We start from the raw sequence: 25,025 nt of genomic DNA, 5'->3' as shown, positions 1-25,025 counted from the left end.
GCTACTTTCACGGTGGTGTTCGGGCGGTGACAGTAAGGAGTCGTCATGCCTACCGCAAACTTCGGGACCAAAAACGATCCCGGTTTCGAATTGCAACAAAGTCCGGACCTGATCGCGGTCCGAACCCAGAACAAGCGCCCGATTCCACGCTCCATCGGGTCGGTCCGCACGCCGCTGAGCGGTGAACTCGATGACGCGGCACTGGTGGTGTCCTATCCCGAGGCGGGCGTGCAGGTCTATCGGGTGCCGCCGGATTCGCGGTCGGTCGCCGCGCGCAAGTCGGTGCTGGCCGCCGCGCCGGAGGTGCGTTTCGCCGGTCATGTGCTCGTGGATCCGGTGAGCGACGAGCCGGTGCTGTACACCGAGAACATCTTCGTGAAGTTCACCGACGACGCGAAGCCCGAGCAGTGTCGCAGGGTGCTCGACGAGGCGGGGCTGCGGATCAAGGAAACCGTGACCTATGCGACCAACGCGTATTTCACCAGCGCGGTCGAGGGGACCGGGCAGCAGGTGTTCGATATCGCGAACGGGCTGCTGAGCCGTGATGATGTCGTCTATTGCCATCCCGAGTTGATTCGGCGGCGCTCCCGCAAGACGATCTTCCCGCAGCAGTGGCATCTGAAGCCGACCACCATCGGCGGCACAGCGGTGAACGCGCACGCGAATGTGGAAGCGGCCCATGCGATTACGCGCGGCGAAGGCGTGACTGTCGCGCTCATCGACGACGGTGTCGATATCGACCACCCGGAATTCGCCGGTGCGGGCAAGGTGGTCGCACCGCGCGACGCGACCTTGCAGACCAGCAATCCGCGCCCGCGCGATTCGAACGGGACCGGACCCCGGGACGGCGATAATCACGGCACCGCATGCGCCGGTGTCGCCTGCGCCAACGGCACGCTCGGCGCCTCCGGTGTGGCCCCCGACGCCCGGCTGATGCCGATTCGGCTCGCCTCCCAACTCGGCTCCCAGGCGGAGGCGCGCGCCTTCGTGTGGGCGGCCGACCACGGCGCCGACGTCATCTCCTGCAGTTGGGGCCCCGCCGACGGCGTGTGGTTCCGACCGAACGACCCGGCGCACAATCAGGTGGTGCCGCTACCGGCCAGCACACGCTTGGCGATCGAGCATGCGGTGACCAACGGTCGCAATGGCAAGGGATGCGTCGTGCTGTTCGCCGCGGGCAATGGCAACGAGTCCGTCGACAATGACGGCTACGCGAGCTTCCCGAAGGTGATCGCCGTCGCGGCCTGCAACGACACCGGAAAACGCAGTGTCTACAGCGATTTCGGCAAAGCGGTCTGGTGCGCGTTCCCGAGCAGCGACTTCGGGCATCCGCCGTTGCATCATCCCGACGCCCTGACGCCCGGCATCTGGACCGTCGACCGGCGCGGTGCCGCCGGATACAACGTCGGCACCACCGATGACGGCGATACCGCCGGAAACTTCACCAATAGCTTCGGTGGTACCTCCAGCGCATGCCCCGGTGCGGCCGGTGTCGTGGCATTGGTGCTGTCGGTGCACCCGGATCTCGAGTCGAATGAGGTCAAGGACCTGTTGAGGCAGTCATGCGACATGATCGATACGCAACACGGCGGGTACGGCGCGGACGGGCACAGCGCCAAGTACGGTTTCGGCCGCCTCAATGCGCTCACCGCGGTGCAGACCGCCAGGAAGCTGCGTGGGCCGAACTGAGTATCAGGTCGCGCTGTGCAGGGAGGGTTGCGTTGCCGTTCCCCGCCCCGCTGACACGTTCCCGTCCGGCGCGGTTCGTTCCTGCATGACCGGCGGAATCGTGCGGTCAGTTGCCGATATCGCGGGCGAGAAGATCGGCAATCGTTTCGCGGCGGACCAGTTGGCGGGCGCGCCCATTGTGCACCGCGATGATCGGTGGACGGCCGACGCTGTTGTAGGACGAGGCGAGGCTGTGGTGGTATGCGCCGGTACACGGCACTGCCAGCACCTCGCCGGGACGTAGGTCGGCGGGCAGGCGGATATCGGTGGCGAGCACATCGCCTGCCTCGCAGTAGCGACCGGCCACCGTCGCGACCATCTGCGGGCCGCACGGATGCCGATTGGCAACGACCACTTCGTAATTCGCGCCGTAGAGCGCAACGCGCGCGTTATCGCCCATGCCGCCGTCGACGGTGACGTAGGTCCGTCCGCCGTCGATATGCTTGACCGACAGCACCCGATACAGCGTGACCCCGGCGCGCGCCACGATGGCGCGGCCCGGTTCCATGGCGATATTCGGGCGCGGGAAGTGGTGTCGCGCGCAGCCTGCGTCGAGGGCGTCGTCGATGATGTCGGCGAGTTCGGCCAGATTCATCTCGGCGTCGCCGCTGCGATAGGCGACCGCATGTCCGCCGCCCAGGTCGAGGTCGGTCAGAATGCGGCCGTAATCCGCACGGACCCTTGCCATTTCGCCGATCATCCGCCGCACCGCCTCGCCGTAGTGATCCGGATCGTAGATCTGGGAGCCGAGGTGGCAGTGGAAGCCGATCAACTCGAGGTTCGGCTGGCGCAGCACGCGTTCGATCGCTTCGGTGGCCATCTCGCTGCCGATCGGGAAACCGAATTTCTGGTCCAGCACACCGGTTTTCACCGCCGGATGCCCGTGCACATCGATGCCGGGGGACAGTCGGAGCAGTACCCGCTGCGGCCGGGTGGCCAGCGCGGAGAGCAGGGTGATCTCGGTCAGCGAGTCGACCACGATCCGGCCGACGCCGCTGCGAACGGCGGCATCGAGTTCGTCATAGGATTTTCCATTGCCGTGCAGCACGATTCGCTTCGGATCGGCACCGGCCGCGAGTGCGATGGCGAGCTCGCCCGCCGAGCATACGTCCACCGAAAGTCCTTCTTGGGTAACCCATTCCGCGACCGCGCGAATCATCAGCGCCTTGCCCGCATAGATGATCTCGGCCTCCGGAAAGGCCTTCTTGTAGGCGCGGCAGCGGGCGCGCACCTCCTGCTCGTCGAGTACGTAGGTGGCGGTGCCGTACTGGTCGGCGATATCGGCGAGGGCCACCCCGCCGAGGGTGATTCTGCCGTCGCCGTCGTAGTGGGTATCCCGCGGCCAAACCGCGGAGTCGAGGCGCGAAGGCATTCCCGATCGTAGCGACGGGAAAATTTCGAGCAGCGTCACGTGGGGTCTCTCCTCGGTGCGCCCCCGCTTTCTCTACATGCGGGGCCGATTTCAGGACTACGCCGCTTCCTATCGAGCATGGGAAACGCTGACGGATCCTTGACGCTGCCGAAGCGGTTCCTGACGGGTTGCTGACCGATAGGGCAGTGCGCTCTGATCTGGCTCGTGCTCGCGCTGAGCCGGACCTGATCCGGTATTGCCGTTGGCGCATGGTTCGGCCTCCTGCCGTCCGACAGCCGCTGTTGGACGCCATGCGCGCGGAATTGATCCGGCCAGGGTGGACCTGACGTCCGCGGTGGCTCGCGCGGATGTCGACCGGTGGTGTGTATGACCATTTAGGGTCGAAAGTGGGTTTGCTGGCAGCCGTCCATCGCGTGTTCTATGAGGGCCCCGAGCAGTCGGTGGCGGACCGGCATGCGGAGGGGGCCGCGTCCGACGATCGACGAGGGCACCGATCAGATCCGGCACCTCGTCGCAACGACGCTGGAACTCGGACCCCAGGGGCGTGCGGTCCGGCCGAGGGTGGTCACGATGACGGTTGATGCGTGCGGTCGGCGGGCCGAGACAGCAAAGGACGCACCGGCCCCGAGCGGCGCAGAACAGTGGGTGCGCCACGTCTCCGCCGACCGGATCATCGAGCTATGGGCGGTGTGTGAGGTCGTTCCCGCGGACTCGTCGAGGTGGTGACCGGTCGAGAGGGCTCGGCCCCTCGAGATCTTCAGCCGCCGAGCTTCTTGTAGAACGCCCCGGCGATCGGGGCGGTGAAGGCGCGGGGGCCGTATTGGCCTGCGACGCTCATGCCCTTGCTGATCAGGCCGGGGACTACGCGCATTTTGTTGCGGGCCAAGGCGTCGATGGAGATCTTGGCGGTGTATTCGGAAGTGACCCACATGAAGTCGGGCACCATGCGGTCGACGATGGAGGCTTCGGCCGGATCCGGGATTTCGGTGCGCACCGGGCCGGGGGCGAGCAGCGTGACGTGCACGCCGGAGCCCTTCAATTCGCCGCGCAGCGATTCGGAGAAGGTATTGGCGAAGGCCTTGCTCGCCGCATAGGTCGCATTGTTCGGAATCGGCATATTGCCCGCCGCCGAGCCGCTGATCAGGATGCCGCCCCCACCCCTGGCGATCATCCCGGGCAGCACGGCCAACGTGAGATCGTGCACCGCAACGGCGTTGAGCTCCATCTGGTCGCGCTCATAGGCCGGATCGAGTTCGGCAACCGCGCCGAACGTGGCAATGCCGGCGTTGTTGCAGAGGATCGAGATATTGCGCGCGGCCAACTCCTCGACCAGCGGCGCCCGTGCGCTCCGGTCGGACAAATCCACCGCGCGCACCTCAGCGGTAATGCCGTGCGCCAACGTCAGCCGCTGCGCAAGCTCGTTCAATACCTCCCCGCGCCGCGCAACCAGGATCAACGAATACCCGCGAGCAGCAAGCTCAGCGGCCAACGCAGTACCGATACCAGACGAGGCACCAGTAACGACCGCGCGATTCTCAGAGGTAGGGGAGGGCAAGCTCACGAGTGGAGCCTAGGGGATAGGTCCAGAACCTGATCCCAGCGCCCATACCTGCCTCGGATCGGCGAGGCCCCGCCGGATTCCAGACCGGGCACTCGGCCCAGATCCGCCCCACGGCCGAACTCAACTGGTGATCGCCGACCGCACAATGGTCTCGAATGTATCGACGGCCTGCTCGACGAGGGGTGATAGGAGTCGGCTGCTAGATCCGGGCGGCCAGACGGGTGCCCTGATCGATTGCGCGCTTGGCGTCGAGTTCGGACGCCAGATCGGCGCCGCCGATGAGGTGGACAGTGGCACCGGCTGCGCGGAGGGGTTCTTCGAGTTCGCGTACGGATTCCTGGCCGGCGCAGATGATGACGTTGTCGACCGGGATCAGTTGGGGGCGTTGGCGTTTTTCGCCGAAGCTGATGTGCAGGCCGTTGTCATCGATGCGCTCGTAGTTGACGCCGCCGACGTGTTCGACGCCCTTGGCTTTGAGTGCGGCGCGGTGCACCCAGCCGGAGGTCTTGCCGAGGTCCTTGCCGAAGGGGGTCGATTTGCGTTGCAGCAGTACGACTTCGCGGGCGGCGGGGGCGGGTTTGGGCTCGGTGAGCTGGCCGCGGACCTGCTCGTCCGCGGAGTCGACGCCCCATTCTTCCTTCCACTCGTCCAGCTTGAGCGTGGGATGTCCTTCGACAGTCAGGAATTCGCTCACGTCGTAGCCGATGCCGCCCGCGCCGATGACCGCGACGCGCTTGCCGACGGGCCGTTCCTCGCGCACCAGTTCGGCATAGGACAGCACCATCGGGTGGTCGATGCCCGGGATATTCGGAATGCGCGGGCGCACACCGGTGGCCAGCACGATTTCGTCGTAGCGCGCCTCGATCAGCTCGGCCGCGGTGATCCGCTGGTTCAGGTGCACGTGCACGCCGGTGACCTCGAGCATCCTGGTGTAATAGCGGATCGATTCGTCGAACTCTTCCTTGCCCGGAATGCGGCGGGCGATATCGAATTGCCCGCCGATCTTGTCGTCGGCCTCGAAAAGGTCGACCCGGTGCCCGCGTTCGGCGAGATTGACCGCGGCCGAAAGTCCGGCCGGGCCGGCGCCGACGACCGCGACACGCTTGCTGCGCCGGGTCGGCAGCAGTTTCAGTTCGGTTTCGTGACCCGCGCGCGGGTTCAGCAGGCAGGACACGGTTTTGCGCTGGAAGGCATGGTCCAGGCAGGCCTGGTTGCAGGCGATACAGGTATTGATCTCGTCGACCCGGTCGGCGGCGGCCTTATTGACCCATTCCGGATCGGTGAGGAACGGCCGCGCCAGCGAAACCAGTTGTGCGTCACCGCGAGTGAGGATTTCCTCGGCGATCTCGGGCATATTGATCCGGTTGGAGGCGCAGACCGGAATATGCACCTGCTCGGTGATCTTCGCGGTGAATTCGACGAAGGCCGCGCGCGGCACCGAGGTGACGATGGTCGGGACGCGCGCCTCGTGCCAGCCGATATCGGTATTCAGAATGCTGGCGCCCGCGGCTTCGAGTTCCTTTGCCAGCGCGACGATTTCGTCGAAGGTCTGGCCCTTTTCGACCAACTCGGCCATGGACAGCCGGAATACGATGATGAAGTTCGGCCCCACTGCGGCACGGGTGCGGCGCACGATCTCCACCGCGATCCGGCGCCGGTTCTCCGCCGATCCGCCCCACTTGTCGGTGCGCTTATTGGTGCGCGGTGCGAGAAACTGGTTGATGAAATAGCCTTCACCGCCCATGATTTCGCAGCCGTCATAGCCGGCGAACTGGGCCAGCTTCGCACAGCGGGCGTAGTCATCGATGGTCTGCTCGATGCCGCGTGCGGAGAGCTTGCGCGGGCGGAACGGGTTGATGGGGGCCTTGATCGAGGACGCCGAAACACTGCCCGGCATATAGGAATAGCGGCCCGCGTGCAGGATCTGGATCGCGATCTTGCCGCCCTCCTTGTGCACGGCCTTGGTGATCACCCGGTGCCGATACGCCTCGGTCTTATTGGTGAGTTTGGCGCCGAACGGCAGCAGCCAGCCGGTGCGGTTCGGGGCGTAACCGCCGGTAATGATGAGACCGACACCGCCGCGCGCGCGTTCGGCGAAATAGGCGGCGAGCCGGTTGGTATCCCAGGCGCGATCCTCCAGGCCGGTATGCATCGATCCCATGATCACGCGATTGCGCAGTGTGGTGAAGCCGAGATCGAGGGGCTCGAAAAGATGGGGGAACGAACTCATCGCTGAGTCTCACCTTTCTTCGGGTCCGCGTGCGGGGCTGTTGCACGGGGTTGCAGGGCTTGCAGTACTTCGTCGCACCACTCGACGAATCCGGACTCCACCCGAATGCCCGCGCGCAGCACGAGGTACTGGTGCAGTGGGGTACCGGAGAGCTGATCCGGCGCCGGGAAGTCACGCTTTTCGATGAGCCGGAACAGTTCCAGCCGCTGGTGGTGCTGATCGCGATGCCGGGCGACCTCAGCGCAGAGCGCGTCGATATCGCCGTGTTCGGCGGCGCGGATCTTCACGCCGAGTTCGTTGCGCGGCATGGAGGTATCGGTCGGCGCGGCGATCCAGCGCGCCAATTCGGCGCGGCCCGCCTCGTTCACCGAATAGACCTTCTTATCGGGGCGCCCCTCCTGGGCCACTGCCTCACTGCTCAGCCACCCGGATTCCTCCATGCGCTTGAGCACCCGATAGATCTGCTGATGGGTCGCGCTCCAGAAGAAGCCGATGGACTTGTCGAAGCGGCGCGCCAGTTCATAACCCGAACCGGCGCGCTCGGTCAGCGATACCAGCAGCGCGTGTTCGAGGGCCATAGCGCAAGGTTATCGTTACACCCAGTACTATGCAACTGGGTGCATAGTCTGCCGGTATCGTGGGTTGGCCCGCCTGTCTCCGGAATCCGCATTAGGCTGCGCCCATGAGGGCGGTATCGCGCGGCGATTCGAATGGGCTGGTGGTCGCGTGACGGGCGGGCCCGAGGTGGACCCGCGGGCGATAGTCGGGCAGGCCGCCGGGCGCGGGCACGTAGTGGCGTGGGGATTGTGGGATTGGGGGTCCTCGGCGTTCAACGCCGTGATCCTCACCTTCGTCTTCTCGGTGTATCTGACCGATAAGGTCGGCGACGATCTGCCGGGCGGGGTGTCACCGAGCGCCTGGCTCGGTTGGGCGCTGGGCCTCGCGGGTTTGGTGGTCGCGCTCACCGCGCCGATCAGTGGGCAGCGCTTCGACGCGAGCGCGAAACGCAAAGGCTCCCTTGGGGCGTTGACCACGCTGACCATCCTGTCGATGGTGCTGATGTTCTTCGTCCACGACGACTATCGGTACTTCTGGTTCGGTCTGGTCCTGCTCGGCTTCGGCTCGGCATTCTTCGAATTGGCGGGTGTGCCCTACAACGCGATGCTGCGCCAGGTCTCCACTCCAGAGGATGTCGGACGGGTTTCCGGATTCGGCTGGGCCATGGGCTATTTCGGCGGCATCTTCATCCTGCTGATCAGCTATTTCGGCTTCATATCCGGCCACGGTGACAACCGAGGGCTGCTCGGCGTGCCCGTGGACGACGGGACGAATATCCGATTGGTCGCCATGCTCGCGGCCGTCTGGTTCGCGGCCTTCGCGCTGCCGGTATTGCTCGTCGTGCCCGAACTACCACGCACCAATGCCGATCCGGGCGCGGCGAAGGCCGGATTCTTCGGCTCCTATCGGGTGCTGTGGCGGGATCTGCGCGAACTCTGGTCCGTTGATCGGCGCACCGTCGGCTTCCTGGTCGCCAGTGCGATCTTCCGGGATGGCCTGGCCGGGGTGTTCACCTTCGGTGCGATCCTGGCCGTGCGGGTCTATGGCATCGCCGATTCCGATGTCCTGCTCTTCGGCATCGCCGCGAATGTCGTCGCCGCCCTCGGTGCGATCACCGCGGGCCGTTTCGACGACCGGGTCGGCCCGAAGATCGTGATCGTCGTCTCGCTGACCGCCATGGTGATCTGCGGCATCGCATTGTTGATCGTGTCCGGTCCGGTGATGTTCTGGGTCTTCGGCCTACTCCTCACGATCTTTGTCGGCCCCGCCCAGTCCGCCGCCCGCTCCTTCCTCACCCGGCTGGCCCCGCCCGGGCGCGAGGGCCAGATGTTCGGCCTCTACACCACCACCGGCCGCGCCGTATCGTTCCTCGCCCCAGCCCTTTTCGGCTTCTTCGTCTGGGCCTTCGATGCCGATCGCGCGGGCATTGTCGGCATCCTGGCAGTCCTCGCCCTCGGTTTGGCGGCGCTGCTGCCGGTGCGCGGTCCGGAACGGAACGCGGCCTAACGGTCCTTCGCGGGCCGCCAGGCGGCCATGCCGAGGGCGATGAGGCGGACCTGGCGGACGGTGCGGTCGATGATGGCGGGTTGGTCGCGTGGCACGGCGGCCACGTAGTCGGCGATGCAGTCGGCGACCGTCGAGACGATCAGGTCGGCGGCCAGCTCGAGGTCTTCCGGGGACCAGGAGTCCAGGTCCGGAATGCGCGACAGGTCGACGACCAGTTCGCGGACGATCAATTGCAGTTCGAGCGCGATGGCGTGCTGCAGGGCGGCCGAACCGCCACGGCGTTCCCGGGTGATGAAGCCGAAGAGTTCGCGCTTGGTGGCGACCTGTTCGAAGACGAACCGCACGGTCTGCGAAAGTCGGGCATCGGGTGTGCGGCGCAGTTGGCGCAGGGCCAGGCGCAGCGCCCGGATGCCCTCGTCGACCAGGGCCGCGCCGAGATCGTCGAGTGAGGCGAAATGGCGGTAGAACGCGGTCGGCACAATGCCCGCGGAACGGGCGATCTCGCGCAGGCTCAGCGCACCGAAGCCACGCTCGGCGGCCAGCGCGAGCGTGCCATCGAGCAGGGCCTGCCTGGTGCGCTCCTTGCGTTCTATCCGGCTAGCTGCGGGCTCGCTCATCACAGTGAGCATACATCCGTTCACCATTCGTCCATTCCAAGGATGTAGTTCGGGTCACATCAATTGCTGGTTGACACCGGACCCGGTCCATCGGTCACACTTGTTGAGTGTACAGGCGTGCACTGAAATCTTCGCCGAAGAAGTTCTGGAGCACGCCGCAGCCCGACAAGTAGAGGCACCCGCGGCATTGGCCGAGGGTCCGCCAGGCGGCAGCTTGCGCGACCACCGAGAACCCCGCCCGCCGCACATTGAACGGAGAACCACATGGTCGGACTTCTCGACCTGGTACAAACCCTGACCACACCGCATCCACTCGACCGCTACCTGGAGCTCGTCCATCCGACGCTGACAGCTCGGGAGCTCCGGGCACAGATCACCCACGTCCGCCGCTCGGCGCCGGGTTCGGTGACGCTGACCCTGCGTCCCACTCGGCAGTGGCGCGGCCACGCCGCCGGGCAATATGTGCAGATCGGCGTCGTCATCGACGGTATCCGGCACACCCGGTGCTACTCACCGGTGAATCCGGAGGCCCGGCGCGACCGACACATCGAACTGACCGTCAAGGCGCATCCGGGCGGTCTGGTTTCGCAATACCTGTACCGCAACGCCGTTCCGGGCATGGTCGTCAGCCTCGAACCCGCCGACGGCGTCTTCCGGCTACCCGAACCGCGCCCCGAGCGAGTGCTGCTGATCAGCGGCGGCAGCGGCATTACACCGGTGCTGTCCATGCTGCGCACCCTGGCGGATGAGGGCTACCCGGGCGAACTCGCCTTCCTGCACTATGCGAAGTCGCCGGAAGCGGTGCCGCATCGCGCGGAGCTGGAGGCGATCGCGCAGGCGAACAGCAATTTCCGCATCGAGGTGCGTCATCCCGGTGACGGCTCCGGCTATTTCGACTACGACCAGCTCGAACGCATCGCGCCGTGGTTCGCCGATGGCGAGACCTATGTCTGCGGCCCGCAGGGCCTGATGGATGCGGTGCGCAAGATCTTCGAGGCCGAACGGTTGGACCACCGGCTGCACGCCGAGGAGTTCATCCTGTCCACCACCCCCGTCGACGCGGACGAGGCCTTCGGCACGGTCAGCTTCACGGCCAGTGGCAAGACCGCCGAGAACAACGGCGCGGTCCTGCTGGAGCAGGCCGAGGCCGCCGGCCTGAACCCGGAGTACGGCTGCCGGATGGGTATCTGTTTCTCCTGCACCGCGGTTCGGCGCACCGGCTGCACCCGCAATGTACGCACCGGCGAAACCGACAGCGATCCGGATCAGCCCATCCAGCTCTGCATCAACGCGCCCGTCGGCGACGTCGAGATCGATATCTGAAACAACAAGGGGAGCGATACCAATGACAATTTTGACCGAAACGAAAGACGGCCCGCTGGTACTGAGCCCGGAGCAGGTCGAGGAACTCGGCCAGGCCCTGGACGACCTGCGCGCCCGCACCGTCGCAGACCTCGGCGACCGCGACCGCGAATACATCTACTCGATCATCAAGGCGCAGCGCGGTTTCGAGATCGCCGGTCGCGGCCTGATGTATCTGGGCTTCCTGCCGCCGTTCTGGCTGGCCGCGGTTGCCGCGCTGAGTGTGTCGAAGATCCTGGACAATATGGAGATCGGCCACAATGTCATGCACGGCCAGTACGACTGGATGCGTGAACGCGGCCTGAATTCCCGTGAGTTCGAATGGGATACCGTTTGCCCGGCGGATCAATGGAAGCATTCGCACAACTACATGCACCACACCTACACCAATATCCACGGCATGGACCGCGATATCGGCTACGGCATCCTGCGCATGGATGCGGCGCAGCGGTGGAATGTTCTGCGACTCGGTCAGCCGCTGTACGCCTTCGCGCTGATGGTGGCGTTCGAGTGGGGCGTGATGGGCCACGACCTCGAGGTGGAGAACATCCTGCGCGGCAAGAAGAGCTGGGCGGAGGTCAAGCGATTGCTGAAGGGGCAGTGGCGCAAGGCCGGTCGGCAGGTGCTCAAGGACTATGTCGTCTTCCCGGCGCTGACCGGTCCGCTGTTCCTCAGCACGCTCGCCGGAAATGCCGCCGCGAATCTGGTACGCAACCTGTGGGCCTTCTCCATCATCTTCTGCGGCCACTTCCCCACGGGCGTACAGACGTTCACCGAAGCGGAGACCGCCGAGGAGACCCGCGGCGAGTGGTACGTCCGGCAGATGCTCGGCTCGGCCAACATCACCGGCGGCAAGCTGTTCCACATCATGTCCGGTAATTTGTCACATCAGATCGAACACCATCTGTTCCCGGATCTGCCCGCGAACCGCTATCCGGAGATGGCGCCCGAGGTTCGGGAACTGTGCGCGAAGTATGGATTGCCGTACAACACCGGTTCGCTCGGAAAGCAAGTCGGATCGGTCTGGCTGAAGATTCTCGAGCTGGCGCTGCCGCCGTTCTTGGTCGGGAAGGAGTCCACGCCCGGTGTTATTGTGATGCGACAGCGGAACACAACCGAAGTGGGCGTCTGAATGATCGGGAAATTCGAAAGTAACAAGGATCTAATTCAGGAATTGACTTCCTCGGGCGCGCGACATGTCGGAAATATCGCCAACATCATCACCGGCACCGTCGCGGAGGTCACCAGGGAGATCGGTGAGTGGATCACCGATGCCATCGAGATGAACGAGGCCGCGGCCGCCGCGCGTAAAGACGCGGCGGCTCAACAGGGCGACGAACTCGTCGACGACGACGATTTCGCGGGCGCTGCGGTCCAGGACCCGGCCGATGTGTCCTATGACGCGGAGGTCGAGCCGACTACCTCGTTCGTCGAGGCCGAGGTGGTTGAGCCCGACAACGATCGCTAGGGGGCTCGAAGACTCTAGATGATCACCACACCGGCAGCCGGCGCCGGTGTTCGGACACGTCGGTGATCAGATCCTTGTATCCGTCGGCCAGTTCGGCCAACCGGCTCCACTGCAGTTGGGCGTCGTCGTCCAACTGCAGTGGGTGCGGGTCGGCGGGTGACATACCCAATGCGTGTTGTGCCGCAACCCATTTCGCCGCCATCCGATCGATGACGGCACCGAGGGTCTCGGTGTGCAGTGACGCGCCGGTGCGGTGCTGCACATGGGTGGCGACCCAATTATCGATGCGGCCCACAAGTTCGGTTCGGTGCGCGTCGGTGTGGTCGACGAGCTGCAGGCTCCTCGCGACGCAGCCGCTCGACGCGTCTGGAGCATGCGCCGCCAACAGGGCGTTGTACCTGCATTCATGGCATTCGACCAACTCGTGTGCCACGGCGAGCACCCGGTGCCGGTGCCGACTCGGATCGTCGGGTTCGCGAAATGCGCGCAGTAGCGCCACTGGCGATGGCAGCTCGACGGCTCCGATTCGACCTGCGGCATATTCGGTAGGCATGATGCACGCCCCTGCGGTAACGATTGATGTGTCTGGATGCGCCAGGGCCGAGGAGGATTTCGGGGAGGGGCACCCCTCGGCTCCGGCGCAGCCCCGCAGCCCGGACGCCCCCCATACAGTCCACCAGCACGGCAAAGAAACCGGGAAATCCGCGACGATGCGATGAGGAAGACGGCCCGAGATAATCGGGACCTTTTCAGGAAAGCGCGATAGTCGAATCGGCGCAATAGTATGGTGTAAAAACAGATGAGCTGCCTGGAAATCGTTATGATCCGTTACGGATCGGTCACATACGCGCCAACATTCACGCACTACTGGAATCGCTGAGCGCATGGGCAGCAATCACTTCTGGCGAGGCGTACCCACGATGTCGTTCGATAGACTAACCTCGACGTTTGTGCCCGCATATGTGTCTTCGCCCGAGTTGACATTCGGGTTCATGTTCGCGCTGGAAGACCCCGAGCGAATCGCCGAGGTCGTGCGCACGCTCATCCTCCGCAAGACGGTATCGGTGTTTCGCCTCGCACGCCTGTCCGACGACGACGGCCCCCCCGAACGCTATGTCGTGAACTGGGCAGTGATTCCACAGATTTCGATCACCACCACCGCCCCCGACCCAGACGAACTAGAGGCAAGCCAGATCATGCTCGTCAACGCCTTCCTGGGCGAAGACGGCGAAGTAAGCCTCTACTCAGCCCAGGGCCAGACCCCCACCTGACCCTCTGGACTTCACGCATACCTTCGCGTTGGTTGCACGGCGCGTCGTGCGGTGAGTCGGTATGCGAGGTGTGTGAAAGGTGTGCGAGGAGGTCGGCATCGCCGTTCGGACCTCGGCGATGAGGGCGGTCAATTCCTTTGCCGTCGTGGTTTTTCCGGCATCGGAGGTACGGTTCAGCCAGGTGATCGTGGGCCGAGCGCATGTTCGCGGCACGAGATGTCAAGCGGGCTCATGGGTCCTGTGTGGAAGTCGCCTTCCTGGATGACGGTCAGGTCGTCGTGCGGGACTCGAAGAACCCGACCGGTCCCGCGCTGGTCTTCACACCCGGTGAATGGGATGCCTCACGGCTGGCGTGGTGGACGGAGAGTTCAAGCGTCCGTAAGGGTTTCGCCCGAAAGCCCGAGCCGCCCCCAGCATCGCTGGGCCGCTTTGTGTTCGAGGGACATTCGGGACGCGCTGTGGGAGACGCGATTCGCCGCACCTACCGGGCACCTTTTCGTTGGCGTGTCGGTATCGGAACGTGGCGTGAGCGAATGTCCAGTACGGGACAATCAGGACATTCCTCACTCGTTGTCGAGGCATCGAAGCACCTGGAAGGAGCATCGATCATGGAGCCCGAGAACACCGCCAAAGCCGTGAGCCCGGTCAATCCGGTTCGTGTCCGAGGAGATCTCGATCCCGCGCTATCGCGGTGGATGTGGCTGGTCAAGTGGATTCTGGCCATCCCGCACGCCATTATTCTGATTTTTCTGTACATCGCGTATCTGATCGTTTCGGTGGTCGCATTCTTCGCGATCCTGTTCACCGGGCAGTATCCGCGCGCGCTGTTCGACTTCAACGTCGGTGTGATGCGTTGGGGCTGGCGGGTCGGCTTCTACGCCTACTCGGTGCTCGGCACCGATAAGTACCCGCCGTTCAGTCTGCAGTCCGATCCCGACTATCCGGCGGATCTGGAGATCGACTACCCGGAGCAGCTGAGTCGTGGTCTGGTGCTGGTGAAGTGGTGGCTGCTGGCCATTCCGCACTATCTGATCCTCGGCGCGGTCTTCAGTGCCGGTGTGGGCGGCGGCGAGAACGGTTGGGGCGGATTCACCCTCGCCAATGTGCTGCTGCTGGTCGCTGTGGTGGCACTGCTTTTCACCGCGGTGTATCCCAAGGGCCTGTTCGACTTCCTGCTCGGCGTGCATCGCTGGTCCATCCGGGTCGGTGCCTATGCCTCGCTGATGCGTGACGAATACCCGCCGTTCCGGCTCGACCAGGGCGCGCGCGAACCCGAAAGTGACTGAATAGCACCAGAATCGGGAGCCGGACAGCCAGGCGCGGTCACCATGCGGATTCATAGATCCGCCGGACCACATCCTCGATGTCCGGCTCTTCTATGGACAGATCGCGCACCTCGGCGCGATCGGAGACGGCGGCGAGAACCTGTGCGGCCGTGGTCGCTTCGGCATCGAAGGCCAAACGCTGCCGCATCCCGTTGCCCTCGCTGGCCAGGAGTTCGGTTCTCGGCAGATCGTCGAGATTGCGGGTGGGTTCGACCAGATCGACGACCAGCACCCGTCGAGCGCCCACCCGCACCCCGAGTCCGGTCAGTGAACCGTCGTACACCAGACTGCCGCGGTCGACGACGAGCACCCGCTCGCAGAGCCGTTCGATATCGCCCATATCGTGGGTGGTGAGCAGCAGCGTGGTGCCGCGTTCGGTGCGTTCGGCGCGCAGGAATTCGCGCAGTCGCTGTTTCGACAGCACATCCAGACCGATGGTCGGCTCATCGAGGATGACCAGTTCGGGGGAGTGCAGCAGTGCCGCGGCGACCTCGGCCCGCATGCGCTGGCCCAGTGAGAGCTGGCGCACGGGGGTGTCCAGCGTCTCGGCCATCTCCAACTGTTCGACCAGCTCGTAGGTGCGTTTCTGCGCGACATCGGATTCCAGCCGATGGATGGCGGCCAGTATCGAAAACGATTCGCGCAGTGGCAGATCCCACCACAGTTGGGAGCGCTGGCCGAAGACCACCCCGATCCGGGCGGCGAGTTCGCGCCGCTGGCGTACCGGGTCCAGACCGCAGGTGCGCACGGTGCCCGCGGTCGGGACCAGGATGCCGGTCAGCATTTTGATCGTGGTGGATTTGCCCGCGCCGTTCGCCCCGATATAGCCCACCGCCGAGCCCCGTTCGATCCGGAACGTCATCCGGTCGACCGCGGTGAGCGTCTCGCGGCGGCGTCGCCAGCGGTGCCCGTTCTTGCGGTGCAGAATGAATTCTCTTGTCAGATTCTCGATGTCGATGATCGAGTCCAGTAGCGCGCTCTCCGCCACGCTTATCCGCCCCCTCCTTGATAGTGCCGAGTGCCCAGTCGCCACAAGCCCAATGCGAGCAGCCACACCCACAGCGCCGCCAATGGTGTCAACCAGGCCAGCCAGGACGGCATCAGCGGCGGGCCGGGTAAGTGCAGGAGTGCGATGGTCGGTAGGTACGCCGTGAACGCGACCGGAATGGCAAAGCCGAACACCAGCTTCAGCGATGTCGGGAACACCGAAGCGGGTTGCATGGCGGCGAACGAGCCCCCATAGGTGAAGCTATTGGTCAGTTCCGAGCCGTCGATCAGGTAGAACTGTGCGCCCGCGGCGCAGACGAACAGGCCGCCGAACAGGGCGACACCACCTAGCAGGGTAGTCGTCAACAGTACGAAAGTCTCGGGCCCCCAATCGATATCGTTGCGAATCAGTCCCAATCCGAGCACGATGATCGCCACCGAGGCGCGCGCCAACCGGCGCAGTGAAATATCGCTGGTGATGAGCTGCAGCAGTAGTGGTTGGGGGCGTAGGTGGTAGGCGTCGAGCATACCGAGCCGGATGAGCGTCGGCAGCGAATCGAGGTGGCCGAACAGGACTTGGGCCAGTGCGAATCCGGTATTGCTGAGGCCGAACAGCAGTAGTGCGCCGTTCAGGTCGAGCCCGCCGAGCACATGAACGTTGTGGTAGATGACCCACACCTCGGCGAATTCGACAACGCCGATGAGGAATGCGCTGAATACCTCGCTGGCGAAGGACAATCGGTAGGTGCGTTGGGCCCGTATCCGGGATCGCAACACGGCCGCGTATGGGGTGAACCAGGTTCCGGCCGGTACGGGCGTATACGGAGGCTCAGCCACCCTGCACCTCCAGCCTGCGCCGTCCGGCCGCCAACAGCATGCGGCCGATCGCGCCGACCGCGAGCACCCAGAACACCTGTGTGGCAACGATTGTCACGGCAGTCATCCCGATGACCCGACCCGACAGGATGTCGATCGGCGACTGCAGGATCGACGGAAACGGGGTGGCGTGCGCGACGGTGCGCAGCCATGCCGGGAACATGTGCACCGGCACGAACAGCCCGGCCAGGAACGTGCCGCAAATCTGGTATAGCACCCGAAGGCCGCGTGTTTCCACCACCCAGAATCCGATCAATCCGACGGCGAAAAGGCATAGAAACGACAACGCTACGGCCAGAACCACACTGACCAGTCCGAGTAGGTAGGGGCCCGGTGTGCCGGGCATGGCGAGTCCGAAGGTGAACACGCCTACCAGCACGCTCGGCACGCCGCGCGGCAGGATCGTGCAGGCCGCACGGCCGAGATCGGTAGCGAGATAACTGAATTGGACATCGACGGGACGCAGGAAGTCGATCGCGATATCGCCGTTCTTGACCCGGTCCACCAATTCCAGTGGTGGACCCATGAATTGGGTCGCGCCGAGCAGGCCCTGTGACAGCCAGACATAGGCGCCGATCGATCCCGCGTCGTAACCACCGAACCCGCCGGAGGCGCGCACCGCGGCCATCATGACCGCGGCGCGGACGAACCCGAAGACGCAGTTGGTGAAGAGTCCGGCGAACATGGCGAGTTTGTACTGGGATTGGCGTCGGAATCCGGCCCGGGCGAGATAGAGATACAACCGTGCGGTTCGCAACGCGGGCCCTGCCGCGGGCAGCAATCTGTCGCCCTCCACTCTGCCGCGCACAAACGGTTAACTCTACGGCGAGCGGGCGGACGCGCGGTAGGTGTGCGCGCGATTTTTGGAAAAGTGCTACAAACCCGGTGCGCCGATGTTAGAAACACAGTCACTTCAGATTTGCCGTCGCATCGAGTGGGCGGAGTCGCTCGCGCACGACAGGAAGGATCGTCGATGACTGTCGTCCCGATGACCGTTTTCGAGTCACTCGAGTCCAACGTGCGCGGGTACTGCCGAGCCTGGCCCGCCGTCTTCGATACCGGCAGCGGCGCCTGGCTGCGCGATGAGAACGGCAAGGACTATCTGGACTTCTTCGCGGGCGCCGGCGCACTCAACTACGGCCACAACAACCCGATCCTCAAGCGGGCGCTGATCGACTACATCGTCGGTGACGGGATCACCCACAGCCTCGATATGTCGACCGTCGCCAAGCGGGGACTGCTGCAGGCCCTGCGCGACCGGATCTTCGCACCGCGCGGACTGGACTACAAGGTGCAGTTTCCCGGTCCGACCGGCGCGAATGCCGTTGAGGCCGCGCTGAAGCTGGCCCGGAAGGTCACCGGCCGCCAGACCGTTGTCAGCTTCACCAACGCCTTCCACGGCATGTCGCTTGGCGCGCTGTCGGTGACCGGCAATGCCGCCAAACGGGCCGGAGCGGGTGTGCCGCTGGCGCATGTGACGCCCATGCCCTACGACGGATTCCTCGACGAGCACGACGATCTGCGGTGGCTGCGGCGCGCGCTGGACGATTCGTCCTCCGGCCTGGACAAGCCCGCCGCGGTGATAGTCGAGACGGTGCAGGGCGAGGGTGGGGTGAATGTCGCACGCGCGCAATGGCTGCGGCAGTTGGCCGAATTGTGCGCGGCACGCGGCATTGTGCTGATCGTCGACGATGTGCAGATGGGTTGCGGACGGACCGGTGGGTTCTTCTCGTTCGAACTGGCCGGTATCACGCCCGATATTGTGACGCTGTCCAAATCGATCGGCGGCTACGGATTGCCCATGGCACTGGTGCTGTTCAAGCCCGAACTCGATCAGTGGGCGCCCGGCGAGCACAATGGCACCTTCCGCGGCAACAACGCGGCATTCGTCACCGCGCGGGTGGCGCTCGAGCACTACTGGTCCGATAGCGCGCTGGAGTTCGCGACGCTGGCCAAGGGCGAGCTCGTGGCGCGCGCGCTCACCGACATCGCGGCGGCGTTCCCCGGTGTGTCGACCCGTGGGCGTGGGCTGGTGCACGGGCTCGTCTTCGAGGACGCCTCGCGTGCGGGCAAGGTATGTCAACTCGCCTTCGAACGCGGGCTGCTGGTCGAGACCTCGGGCTCGGCCGACGAAGTGGTAAAGCTGTTGCCGCCGTTGACCATTACCGAAGACGAGCTGAACCGTGGGCTGGCACTGCTCGCCGGTGCGGTCGAGGTCATCTGCGGATAGTCACCGGCGCGCCAGTCCGATATCGATCACCGGATGGGTGCTCGGGTCCAGCCATCGCATGACCGCGCGCAGATCGGCGGCCGTGATCGCGACGCACCCCGCGGTCGGGCGTCCGGTCTCGATATGCAGGAAGAACGCCGATCCCGCGCCCACGACGACCGGCTGGCGGTTGTAGTCGATCACCACGGCGTGGTCGTAGGCCGCACCCGCCGCGCCGAGGTTCTCGCTGGCGTGTTCGTCGAAAGCGCACGTGCCCGTGGCGCAATGCGCGTAGTGGTTGTAGTTCGGCGCGCCGGTGTCGGAGACCCACCAATCCGAATCGCCGACCTGCCGATAGGGGAGTCTGGTCCCGTCGTTCGGCGCGATCCCGAATGCCTCGCTCAGCGTCCACACACCGGCGGGCGTGTGTGCCGAGTCCTCGCTCGCGCGGCCGATGCCGTCGCGCCCGACGTAGGCCGGCAGTGGCCCGATCTCGGCCCGCCACCCACCCGGAAAGCGCTGCCACGCAGTCAGTGTCGCCGTTGTCGCGGTGGCGTCTTCGGCGACGACGGTGAGCAGTTGCGTGGCGTCGCCGTGGTACGGCAGCGGCAGATCCGAGGTCGGGGCGCTGCTGCACGCGGCGACTCCGGCCAGCAGCACGATGATCAGCGCTACCCGTATCGACAACTGGTACCTCCCGAAGTAGCAGCCCCAGGAATGTCGACCCTACTGCGCGTTCAACCGTTGCCCAGCGCTGGCGAGGCGTGGTGTTCCGGCTGTCGATACGAACGTCATTGTTTTGTCGGCTTTCGGGGGTGCATCAACTGGTGATGTAGGGGAATGCTCGTACTAGGGGTCGCGGTTGCGCGGGGGCCGTGGCTCCGTCCTAGGAGGTGATGATCGTGTCGGAGTCGCCAACGCTGCCGGTGCGCCTCTGGCGTGTGCAGCCCTGGAATCCCAGTCCACTGATGCGGGTATCGGATCGTGTGCAGGGGCTCATGCGGATTCTGGCCGTCCTGATCGTGCTGGTCGCGGTGCCGATCGCGGCGGCGGCAGGTACCGCCGCTTACGGCACGGCCTCGGCGCGGATCCGCACCGAGAACGCATCGAAAGTCGCTGTGACCGCCACCATCACCGGCAATCCCGTGCGGGTCGCGGCACCGGTCGCGGACCGGAACGGCTCGATGGTCGAGCATTACCAGGCACAGGTGTCCTGGACCCGCGACGGAAAGTCCGCGACCGTGATAGTCGGCGTCCCCGATAGCGCAACGCCGGGTCAGCCAACCCCTGTCTGGCTCGGCCCGGACGGACTCCCGACCACCGCCCCGCTGCGCTCCAGCACCGCCGCCGTCCACGGCATCAGTGTCGGCGCGGCCGTGCTGCTCGAAATCTGGCTCGGCGCGGCAGCCCTGCTCTGCGCCACCGCCTGGGCCCTCGACCGTCAGCGCCACATCCACTGGGATCGCGAGTGGCGCCAGATCACCCACCCGACCGGCCAGGGCAGCCAATGAGCTGGTCCGGGCTCAGACCGTCAGGAAGGTGTGGGTTACCTGGTTGAAGTAGTCGGCGCGTTCCCACTGCACCCAGTGCCCGGCGTTGGCGGCGAGCAGTAGATCGCAGTTGGGCATGATGTCCGCCAACATCTTTGCGCCGCTGGGGCGGTTGACCTTGTCGGCGCTGCCCCAGATCACCAGGGTCGGAGTGGCCAACTGGGCCAACCGGCTGTCGCGGGTGAAATCCATCCGCCACAGAGTGCGCAGCGCGGTCGGTCCGGACGGGCGGCGCAGCGGCGGATTCGCGACGACCTCGGGGTCGATACTCGACTGGTAGCGGGTGTCGATGACCTCGGCGGGCACCGCAGTGCCGTCGAAGACGAGGTCCTCGCGGATGAAGGTTTCCAGCTTGTCGCGGGAGGGACCGGAGCCGCCGTAGTACGCGAGGAGATGTTGCAGCCCAGTGGTCGGCAGCGCGCGGGTGGTGCCGATTCCGCCGGGGCCCATCAAGACCATGCGGTCGACACGATCGGGAGTGTCCAGCGCCAGTCGCAGTGCGCAGGCGCCGCCGTAGGAGTTGCCGACCATATGCGCCCTGCGGATGTCGAGTCGGTCGAGCAGGCCGCGAATGGAGTCGGCCAGATAGCCGAACGGGTCGTTCTGGTCGACACCCTTGCTGGACCGTCCGTAGCCGGGCAGATCCGGCACGATCACCCGGAAGCTCTTGGCCAATTCGGCGATATTGCGCGAGTAGTTGGAGACCCCGGAGGCACCGGGGCCGCCCCCGTGCAGGAGCAATACGGCCGGGCCTTCGCCGGTCTCGGCGCAGAAGATCTTCTTGCCGCGTACGTCGACCGTCTTTTCGATCATCGTCGGTGTGCTCATTTTCGCTGTCCCTTATCGGTGCACCGTGCTGTTGGGCTGGATATTTCGGCTGCCACCGTGAGTCCCTTCGGCGGTGACGGCAATGTCTCGTTCGCATCGGCGGCGGCGTAGACGAACCCATCGGGCCGCATCGCCAGGACTGTCGCGTCGTGCTGGTGCATCCAGTCGACGAGGGTGTTGTCGATATCGACGGCGGCTCCTTGCGATATAGCCGTCCCCGCTGGTTGGAGCCGCATCATGGGCACTCCTGCGGCCGTCCACTCGGGCCAGGCGCGTGCCGGTCCGAGATGGATCAGCCGCCACCGCGCCCCGATCACATCGTCGAGTCGCTCGCGCTCGCCGACCTCGTCGAGCACCCAGGGCTGTGGTGGCAGATGTCCCACCGCCGCGTGCTTCGACGGGGAAAGCAAACCCTTCGGGTAGTGGGCCGCCGGAAACCATTTGGCGCTGCGCAGGTAGTCGCCGACGAACGGAAGTCGCATGACTGTGCGGCAGGCGATATTTCGCGCGGCGGTGACCGGTGGCCGCCGCTCGGTGATGACGCGACCGAAAAAGACTGCGGCCTTGGTCACTTCACGGACATGCGGTTGACGCTCCACCTCATAGCTGTCGAGCACGCTCTCGGGCAGCGATCCGGTGACCACTGCGGCGAGCTTCCAACACAGATTCGCCACATCGCGGACCCCCGCGGCCATGCCCTGGCCGATCCACGGCGGCATGACATGTGCGGCGTCACCGGCCAGAAAGATGCGCCCGACCCGCCACCGATCGGCGAACCGGACATGATGGCTGTAAACGACCGCACGAAGAATTTTGACTTCACTGTCGGTAATGCCCTGGGCATTGAGCAGACGCCACACGGCGGCATCGGAGACGAGTTCTTTTTCGTCTTCACCGGGCAGTACCGGGAACTCCCAGCGGTGATGACCGAGCGGGGTCGGGCAATCCACGGCGGGCCGTGACGGATTGCAATGGAACCGCAGCCGATCGTGGGTCGGCCATTCGTTGATGACCTCGGTATCGATGACGACCCAGCGGTCCTCGTAGGTTCGCCCCTCGAAACCGACGCCGAGCAGCCCGCGGGTCGGGCTCGAGCCACCGTCGGCGGCGATCACATAGGACGCGCGAATGCGCTCGAAGGTGTCCGCGCGCAGATCGGCGACCAGCAATTCGACGCCGTCGTCGTCTTGCCGGGTGCGCATACATTCGTGTTGCAGAAGGACTTTCACGTTCGGATACCGGTCCACACCGTCGCGGAGCACCTGCTCGAGCGCGGGCTGGTAGATGAACACCTGCGTGGGGTGGCCGTTGCCGCGCGATGCCGGAACGAAGTTCAGGAACGAGCGTCCAGCGTCGTCGACGAATTCGAGCGGCCTATCCGCCAGCATGTCCTGTTTGAGGCGTTCGGCCAGGTCGAGCCGCTGCCAGATGCGGATGACCTCCTCGTCGGTCGCGATCGCCCTGGCCCGGCTGTAGATGGACTCGTCTCGTTCGATGACGACGACCTCGAGGCCGAGTCGGCCGAGGAAGTTCGCGGCTGTCACACCGGACGGGCCGTAGCCGACGATCGCGACATCGTAGGAGTGCTGGACGGTCACGTCGAGACCTCTCGTCATTGGGGGGCTTTCGACCCGAAGAACCACATCCGGGGATTGTTCCCGTAGCGGCCACCACATTATGATGATTTCATCAGAAAGTCAATGAATCATCAGAAGTGTGGAGAGGGTCAATGGATGACCTGCTGAAACCCCGGCGTCGCCGGGCGAACGGCGAACAGTCGCGCAGCAAGATCCTCGACGCCGCCGTGACGGTCGCGGGCGAGCGCGGCTATGACGGCACCTCCATCGCGCTGGTCAGCGCCAAATGCGGCCTACCGGCCAGTTCCATCTACTGGCACTTCAAGGACAAGGACGATCTGATCGCCGCCGTCATCGAGCGCAGCTTCGAAACCTGGCTCGACGCGATTTCCATGCCCGAGGGCGGCGCATCGCGGGAACGAGCGGCCGCAATGGCGCGCTGAGGCACTGCTCGAGACACCGGATTTCCTGCGGCTCGGTCTGATGTTGACCCTCGAGCGTCGGCCCGATGAGTTGCGCGCCCGCACCATATTTCTCGGCGTTCGCGACGTGACACTGAGCCGCATTGCCGATGTGATGCGCGCGCTGGTTCCCGAACTCGACGACGGGTCGGTCCAACTGCTCACCACCTACACGCTGGCCGCGGCCGACGGGCTGTTCATTGCCAAAGAGGTCGGCGGCGACGGCGTCGATCTGTTCCGACTATTCGAACTGCACGCCCATCTCGTCGTGGACGCGGCGATGCGTCTGACCGACCCCTGAGGTGTGCTTCTGATGAAATCATCAGATTTGCTTGACAGGGCGTTGGATCGTAACTGATGATTTGATCAATAGAGGTTGTGGAGGTAGCTGTGACGAGCATCGACGAAGGTGTCGGCATCGGACGGACGGTGCGGTTCGGCGGATACGAAATCTGCGGTGCGGCCGGATCCGCTCCGGCGGTACCGAATCGGAAGGCGCGGTCATGAGCGGCTTTCTGCGCCCGAATATCGACGGTTCGGTGTTCGGTGCCGTTCATCTGGGTTACGTTGTCGTGCAATCGAATCGGCTCGCCGACTGGCGGCGGTTCGGTGCCGACGCGATCGGGATGCACGTCGACGAGACCGGCGCGGACGCACTGCGTTTGCGTCTGGACGATCGCTGCTGCCGCTTCCTGGTCCAGCGCGGCCCGGCCGAGGACGTCATGGCCTTGGGCTGGGAGGTCGACGATCACGAGACCTTCGACCGCATCGTCGCCCGGGTGGCCGATCGTGGAGTCCCCATCGCCGAGGGCACATCGGAGGAGGCGGCCCTGCGCGGAGTGGAGCGGTTATGGCGCTTCGCCGGCCCGAAAGGTATGACGCAGGAGATCTTCACGGTTGCGTTGACCACACCGGAACCGCTGCGCATGCTCAGCTCGGGATGGGTGACCGGAGAGGCCGGAATGGGACATGTCGCGATCATTTCCCGCGAACCGGAGGCGATGCGCGGTTACTACCACACCGTTTTCGACTCCCGACTGAGCGACTACATCGACGAGAACGTCTCCGGGCTGAAGATGAAGATCCGGTTCCTGCGGGTCAACGAGCGTCACCACTCGATCGCGATCGCCAACCTGCGCGGGGTGAAGATCGATCCGATTCGAACTCGGGTGCAGCACATCAATATTCAGTCCGCGACCCTGGATGACATGATTGCGTCCTTCCAGCGCGTCGAGGATCTGGGCTTCCGCATGGCGTGGTCGGTTGGGCAGCACACCAACGACCGCGAACTGTCGTACTACTGCGTGACTCCGTCCGGATTCGAACTCGAGGTCGGCTGGAACCCGATCGTGATCGGCCCGGAACTCGAATCCACCTGGGAGCCGACGACTTATCAGGGCATCAGTATCTGGGGTCACTCGACGGTCGGGGAGACGGTGCTGGACAAGTTCGCTCAGTTCCGCCAAGCCCTGCGCACGATCAACACGCCGGAGATCACGGTTCCCGAACTCACGGGCGCAGCCGCGCGATGAATACGAC

General features: G+C 65.0%; 23 protein-coding genes and 2 pseudogenes. 13 read left to right on the top strand and 12 right to left on the bottom strand.

All coding sequences use genetic code 11. The features are described from left to right. Positions 1-45: 45 nt before the first annotated feature. Positions 46-1,689: a S8 family peptidase gene (locus tag ACQP0C_RS33345; protein ID WP_433726497.1), complete on the top strand. Its 1,644-nt coding sequence runs from the start codon at positions 46-48 to the stop codon at positions 1,687-1,689. Between the two features lie 106 nt (positions 1,690-1,795). On the opposite strand, the gene lysA is transcribed toward ACQP0C_RS33345, so the two are convergent. Continuing rightward, on the bottom strand, positions 1,796-3,139 hold the full coding sequence (gene lysA, locus ACQP0C_RS33340; RefSeq protein ID WP_433726495.1) for a diaminopimelate decarboxylase: 1,344 nt from the start codon (positions 3,137-3,139) through the stop codon (positions 1,796-1,798). Between the two features lie 414 nt (positions 3,140-3,553). On the opposite strand from lysA, the gene ACQP0C_RS33335 reads away from it, so the two are divergent. Beyond that, positions 3,554-3,826, top strand: a complete 273-nt coding sequence (locus ACQP0C_RS33335) for a hypothetical protein (protein WP_433726493.1) — start codon at positions 3,554-3,556, stop codon at positions 3,824-3,826. Positions 3,827-3,857: 31 nt separating this feature from the next. On the opposite strand, the gene cmrA is transcribed toward ACQP0C_RS33335, so the two are convergent. From cmrA to ACQP0C_RS33320, 3 genes are all read right to left on the bottom strand, one after another. After that, the gene (gene cmrA, locus ACQP0C_RS33330) at positions 3,858-4,661 is read right to left on the bottom strand and encodes a mycolate reductase (protein WP_433726491.1); all 804 of its coding nucleotides are present in this window, start codon (positions 4,659-4,661) and stop codon (positions 3,858-3,860) included. A gap of 199 nt (positions 4,662-4,860) precedes the next feature. Then, a complete protein-coding gene (locus ACQP0C_RS33325) occupies positions 4,861-6,891 on the bottom strand; it encodes an FAD-dependent oxidoreductase (protein ID WP_433726489.1) in 2,031 nt (676 codons plus the stop codon). Then, positions 6,888-7,469 (bottom strand): PadR family transcriptional regulator, encoded by a 582-nt coding sequence (locus tag ACQP0C_RS33320; RefSeq protein ID WP_433726487.1) that lies wholly within the window; start codon positions 7,467-7,469, stop codon positions 6,888-6,890. The genes ACQP0C_RS33325 and ACQP0C_RS33320 overlap by 4 nt, the downstream gene beginning before the upstream one ends. 148 nt (positions 7,470-7,617) lie before the next feature. Between ACQP0C_RS33320 and ACQP0C_RS33315 the strand changes: the two genes are divergently transcribed. Beyond that, positions 7,618-8,955, top strand: a complete 1,338-nt coding sequence (locus ACQP0C_RS33315; protein WP_433726485.1) for an MFS transporter — start codon at positions 7,618-7,620, stop codon at positions 8,953-8,955. Here ACQP0C_RS33315 and ACQP0C_RS33310 read toward each other — a convergent pair. Next, positions 8,952-9,572: a TetR family transcriptional regulator gene (locus ACQP0C_RS33310; protein ID WP_433726483.1), complete on the bottom strand. Its 621-nt coding sequence runs from the start codon at positions 9,570-9,572 to the stop codon at positions 8,952-8,954. The two genes, ACQP0C_RS33315 and ACQP0C_RS33310, sit on opposite strands and share 4 nt — an antisense overlap. A gap of 264 nt (positions 9,573-9,836) precedes the next feature. Between ACQP0C_RS33310 and ACQP0C_RS33305 the strand changes: the two genes are divergently transcribed. Genes ACQP0C_RS33305 through ACQP0C_RS33295 form a run of 3 tightly spaced genes read left to right on the top strand, consistent with a single transcriptional unit; the run spans position 9,837 to position 12,402 of the window. Beyond that, positions 9,837-10,895 carry a ferredoxin reductase gene (locus tag ACQP0C_RS33305; RefSeq protein ID WP_433726481.1) on the top strand — a complete coding sequence of 353 codons (1,059 nt, stop codon included), beginning with the start codon at positions 9,837-9,839 and terminating at the stop codon, positions 10,893-10,895. A gap of 22 nt (positions 10,896-10,917) precedes the next feature. Continuing rightward, positions 10,918-12,066, top strand: coding sequence for a fatty acid desaturase family protein (locus tag ACQP0C_RS33300; protein WP_433726479.1), 1,149 nt, complete (start codon positions 10,918-10,920; stop codon positions 12,064-12,066). 42 nt (positions 12,067-12,108) lie between these two features. Then, complete coding sequence (locus ACQP0C_RS33295) at positions 12,109-12,402, top strand: hypothetical protein (RefSeq protein WP_433726478.1); 294 nt, start codon at positions 12,109-12,111, stop codon at positions 12,400-12,402. A 22-nt stretch (positions 12,403-12,424) separates the two neighbouring features. Here ACQP0C_RS33295 and ACQP0C_RS33290 read toward each other — a convergent pair whose 3' ends face one another. Beyond that, positions 12,425-12,955, bottom strand: coding sequence for a DUF4254 domain-containing protein (locus tag ACQP0C_RS33290; protein ID WP_433726476.1), 531 nt, complete (start codon positions 12,953-12,955; stop codon positions 12,425-12,427). A 439-nt stretch (positions 12,956-13,394) separates the two neighbouring features. Between ACQP0C_RS33290 and ACQP0C_RS33285 the strand changes: the two genes are divergently transcribed. From ACQP0C_RS33285 to ACQP0C_RS33275, 3 genes and pseudogenes are all read left to right on the top strand, one after another. Continuing rightward, positions 13,395-13,673 (top strand): hypothetical protein, encoded by a 279-nt coding sequence (locus ACQP0C_RS33285; protein WP_433726474.1) that lies wholly within the window; start codon positions 13,395-13,397, stop codon positions 13,671-13,673. Between the two features lie 200 nt (positions 13,674-13,873). Beyond that, a pseudogene (locus ACQP0C_RS33280) lies at positions 13,874-14,055 on the top strand (DUF397 domain-containing protein). Between the two features lie 226 nt (positions 14,056-14,281). Beyond that, positions 14,282-14,959, top strand: coding sequence for a DUF4389 domain-containing protein (locus ACQP0C_RS33275; RefSeq protein ID WP_433726472.1), 678 nt, complete (start codon positions 14,282-14,284; stop codon positions 14,957-14,959). A gap of 37 nt (positions 14,960-14,996) precedes the next feature. Here ACQP0C_RS33275 and ACQP0C_RS33270 read toward each other — a convergent pair whose 3' ends face one another. The 3 genes from ACQP0C_RS33270 to ACQP0C_RS33260 all read right to left on the bottom strand — a co-directional run bounded on the left by ACQP0C_RS33270 (position 14,997) and on the right by ACQP0C_RS33260 (position 17,669). Next, positions 14,997-15,860: an ABC transporter ATP-binding protein gene (locus ACQP0C_RS33270; RefSeq protein WP_433734726.1), complete on the bottom strand. Its 864-nt coding sequence runs from the start codon at positions 15,858-15,860 to the stop codon at positions 14,997-14,999. A gap of 128 nt (positions 15,861-15,988) precedes the next feature. Beyond that, positions 15,989-16,822, bottom strand: coding sequence for an ABC transporter permease (locus tag ACQP0C_RS33265; protein ID WP_433726470.1), 834 nt, complete (start codon positions 16,820-16,822; stop codon positions 15,989-15,991). Further along, a complete protein-coding gene (locus ACQP0C_RS33260; RefSeq protein ID WP_433726468.1) occupies positions 16,815-17,669 on the bottom strand; it encodes an ABC transporter permease in 855 nt (284 codons plus the stop codon). Before ACQP0C_RS33260 ends, ACQP0C_RS33265 begins: the two co-directional genes overlap by 8 nt. Before the next feature lie 165 nt (positions 17,670-17,834). Between ACQP0C_RS33260 and ectB the strand changes: the two genes are divergently transcribed. Next, the gene (gene ectB, locus ACQP0C_RS33255) at positions 17,835-19,091 is read left to right on the top strand and encodes a diaminobutyrate--2-oxoglutarate transaminase (protein WP_433726466.1); all 1,257 of its coding nucleotides are present in this window, start codon (positions 17,835-17,837) and stop codon (positions 19,089-19,091) included. Here ectB and ACQP0C_RS33250 read toward each other — a convergent pair whose 3' ends face one another. Next, positions 19,092-19,757, bottom strand: a complete 666-nt coding sequence (locus ACQP0C_RS33250) for a L,D-transpeptidase family protein (RefSeq protein WP_433726464.1) — start codon at positions 19,755-19,757, stop codon at positions 19,092-19,094. It lies immediately after the preceding gene. A 215-nt stretch (positions 19,758-19,972) separates the two neighbouring features. Between ACQP0C_RS33250 and ACQP0C_RS33245 the strand changes: the two genes are divergently transcribed. Continuing rightward, positions 19,973-20,581: an Rv1733c family protein gene (locus ACQP0C_RS33245; RefSeq protein WP_433726462.1), complete on the top strand. Its 609-nt coding sequence runs from the start codon at positions 19,973-19,975 to the stop codon at positions 20,579-20,581. Positions 20,582-20,593: 12 nt separating this feature from the next. Here ACQP0C_RS33245 and ACQP0C_RS33240 read toward each other — a convergent pair whose 3' ends face one another. Both ACQP0C_RS33240 and ACQP0C_RS33235 read right to left on the bottom strand, forming a co-directional pair. Continuing rightward, positions 20,594-21,448 (bottom strand): alpha/beta fold hydrolase, encoded by an 855-nt coding sequence (locus ACQP0C_RS33240; protein WP_433726460.1) that lies wholly within the window; start codon positions 21,446-21,448, stop codon positions 20,594-20,596. Further along, positions 21,445-23,064: a bifunctional 3-(3-hydroxy-phenyl)propionate/3-hydroxycinnamic acid hydroxylase gene (locus ACQP0C_RS33235; protein WP_433726458.1), complete on the bottom strand. Its 1,620-nt coding sequence runs from the start codon at positions 23,062-23,064 to the stop codon at positions 21,445-21,447. The genes ACQP0C_RS33240 and ACQP0C_RS33235 overlap by 4 nt, the downstream gene beginning before the upstream one ends. A gap of 113 nt (positions 23,065-23,177) precedes the next feature. Here ACQP0C_RS33235 and ACQP0C_RS33230 point away from each other — a divergent pair. Further along, positions 23,178-23,787, top strand: a pseudogene (locus tag ACQP0C_RS33230) (TetR/AcrR family transcriptional regulator). Positions 23,788-23,989: 202 nt separating this feature from the next. Beyond that, positions 23,990-25,018 carry a VOC family protein gene (locus tag ACQP0C_RS33225; RefSeq protein WP_433726456.1) on the top strand — a complete coding sequence of 343 codons (1,029 nt, stop codon included), beginning with the start codon at positions 23,990-23,992 and terminating at the stop codon, positions 25,016-25,018. Positions 25,019-25,025: the final 7 nt, after the last annotated feature.

This window comes from Nocardia sp. CA-129566, from assembly GCF_050956075.1.
GTDB lineage: Bacteria > Actinomycetota > Actinomycetes > Mycobacteriales > Mycobacteriaceae > Nocardia.
The sequence above is the reverse complement of the archived record's forward strand: the minus strand, read 5'-3'. Positions and strand labels throughout refer to the sequence as shown.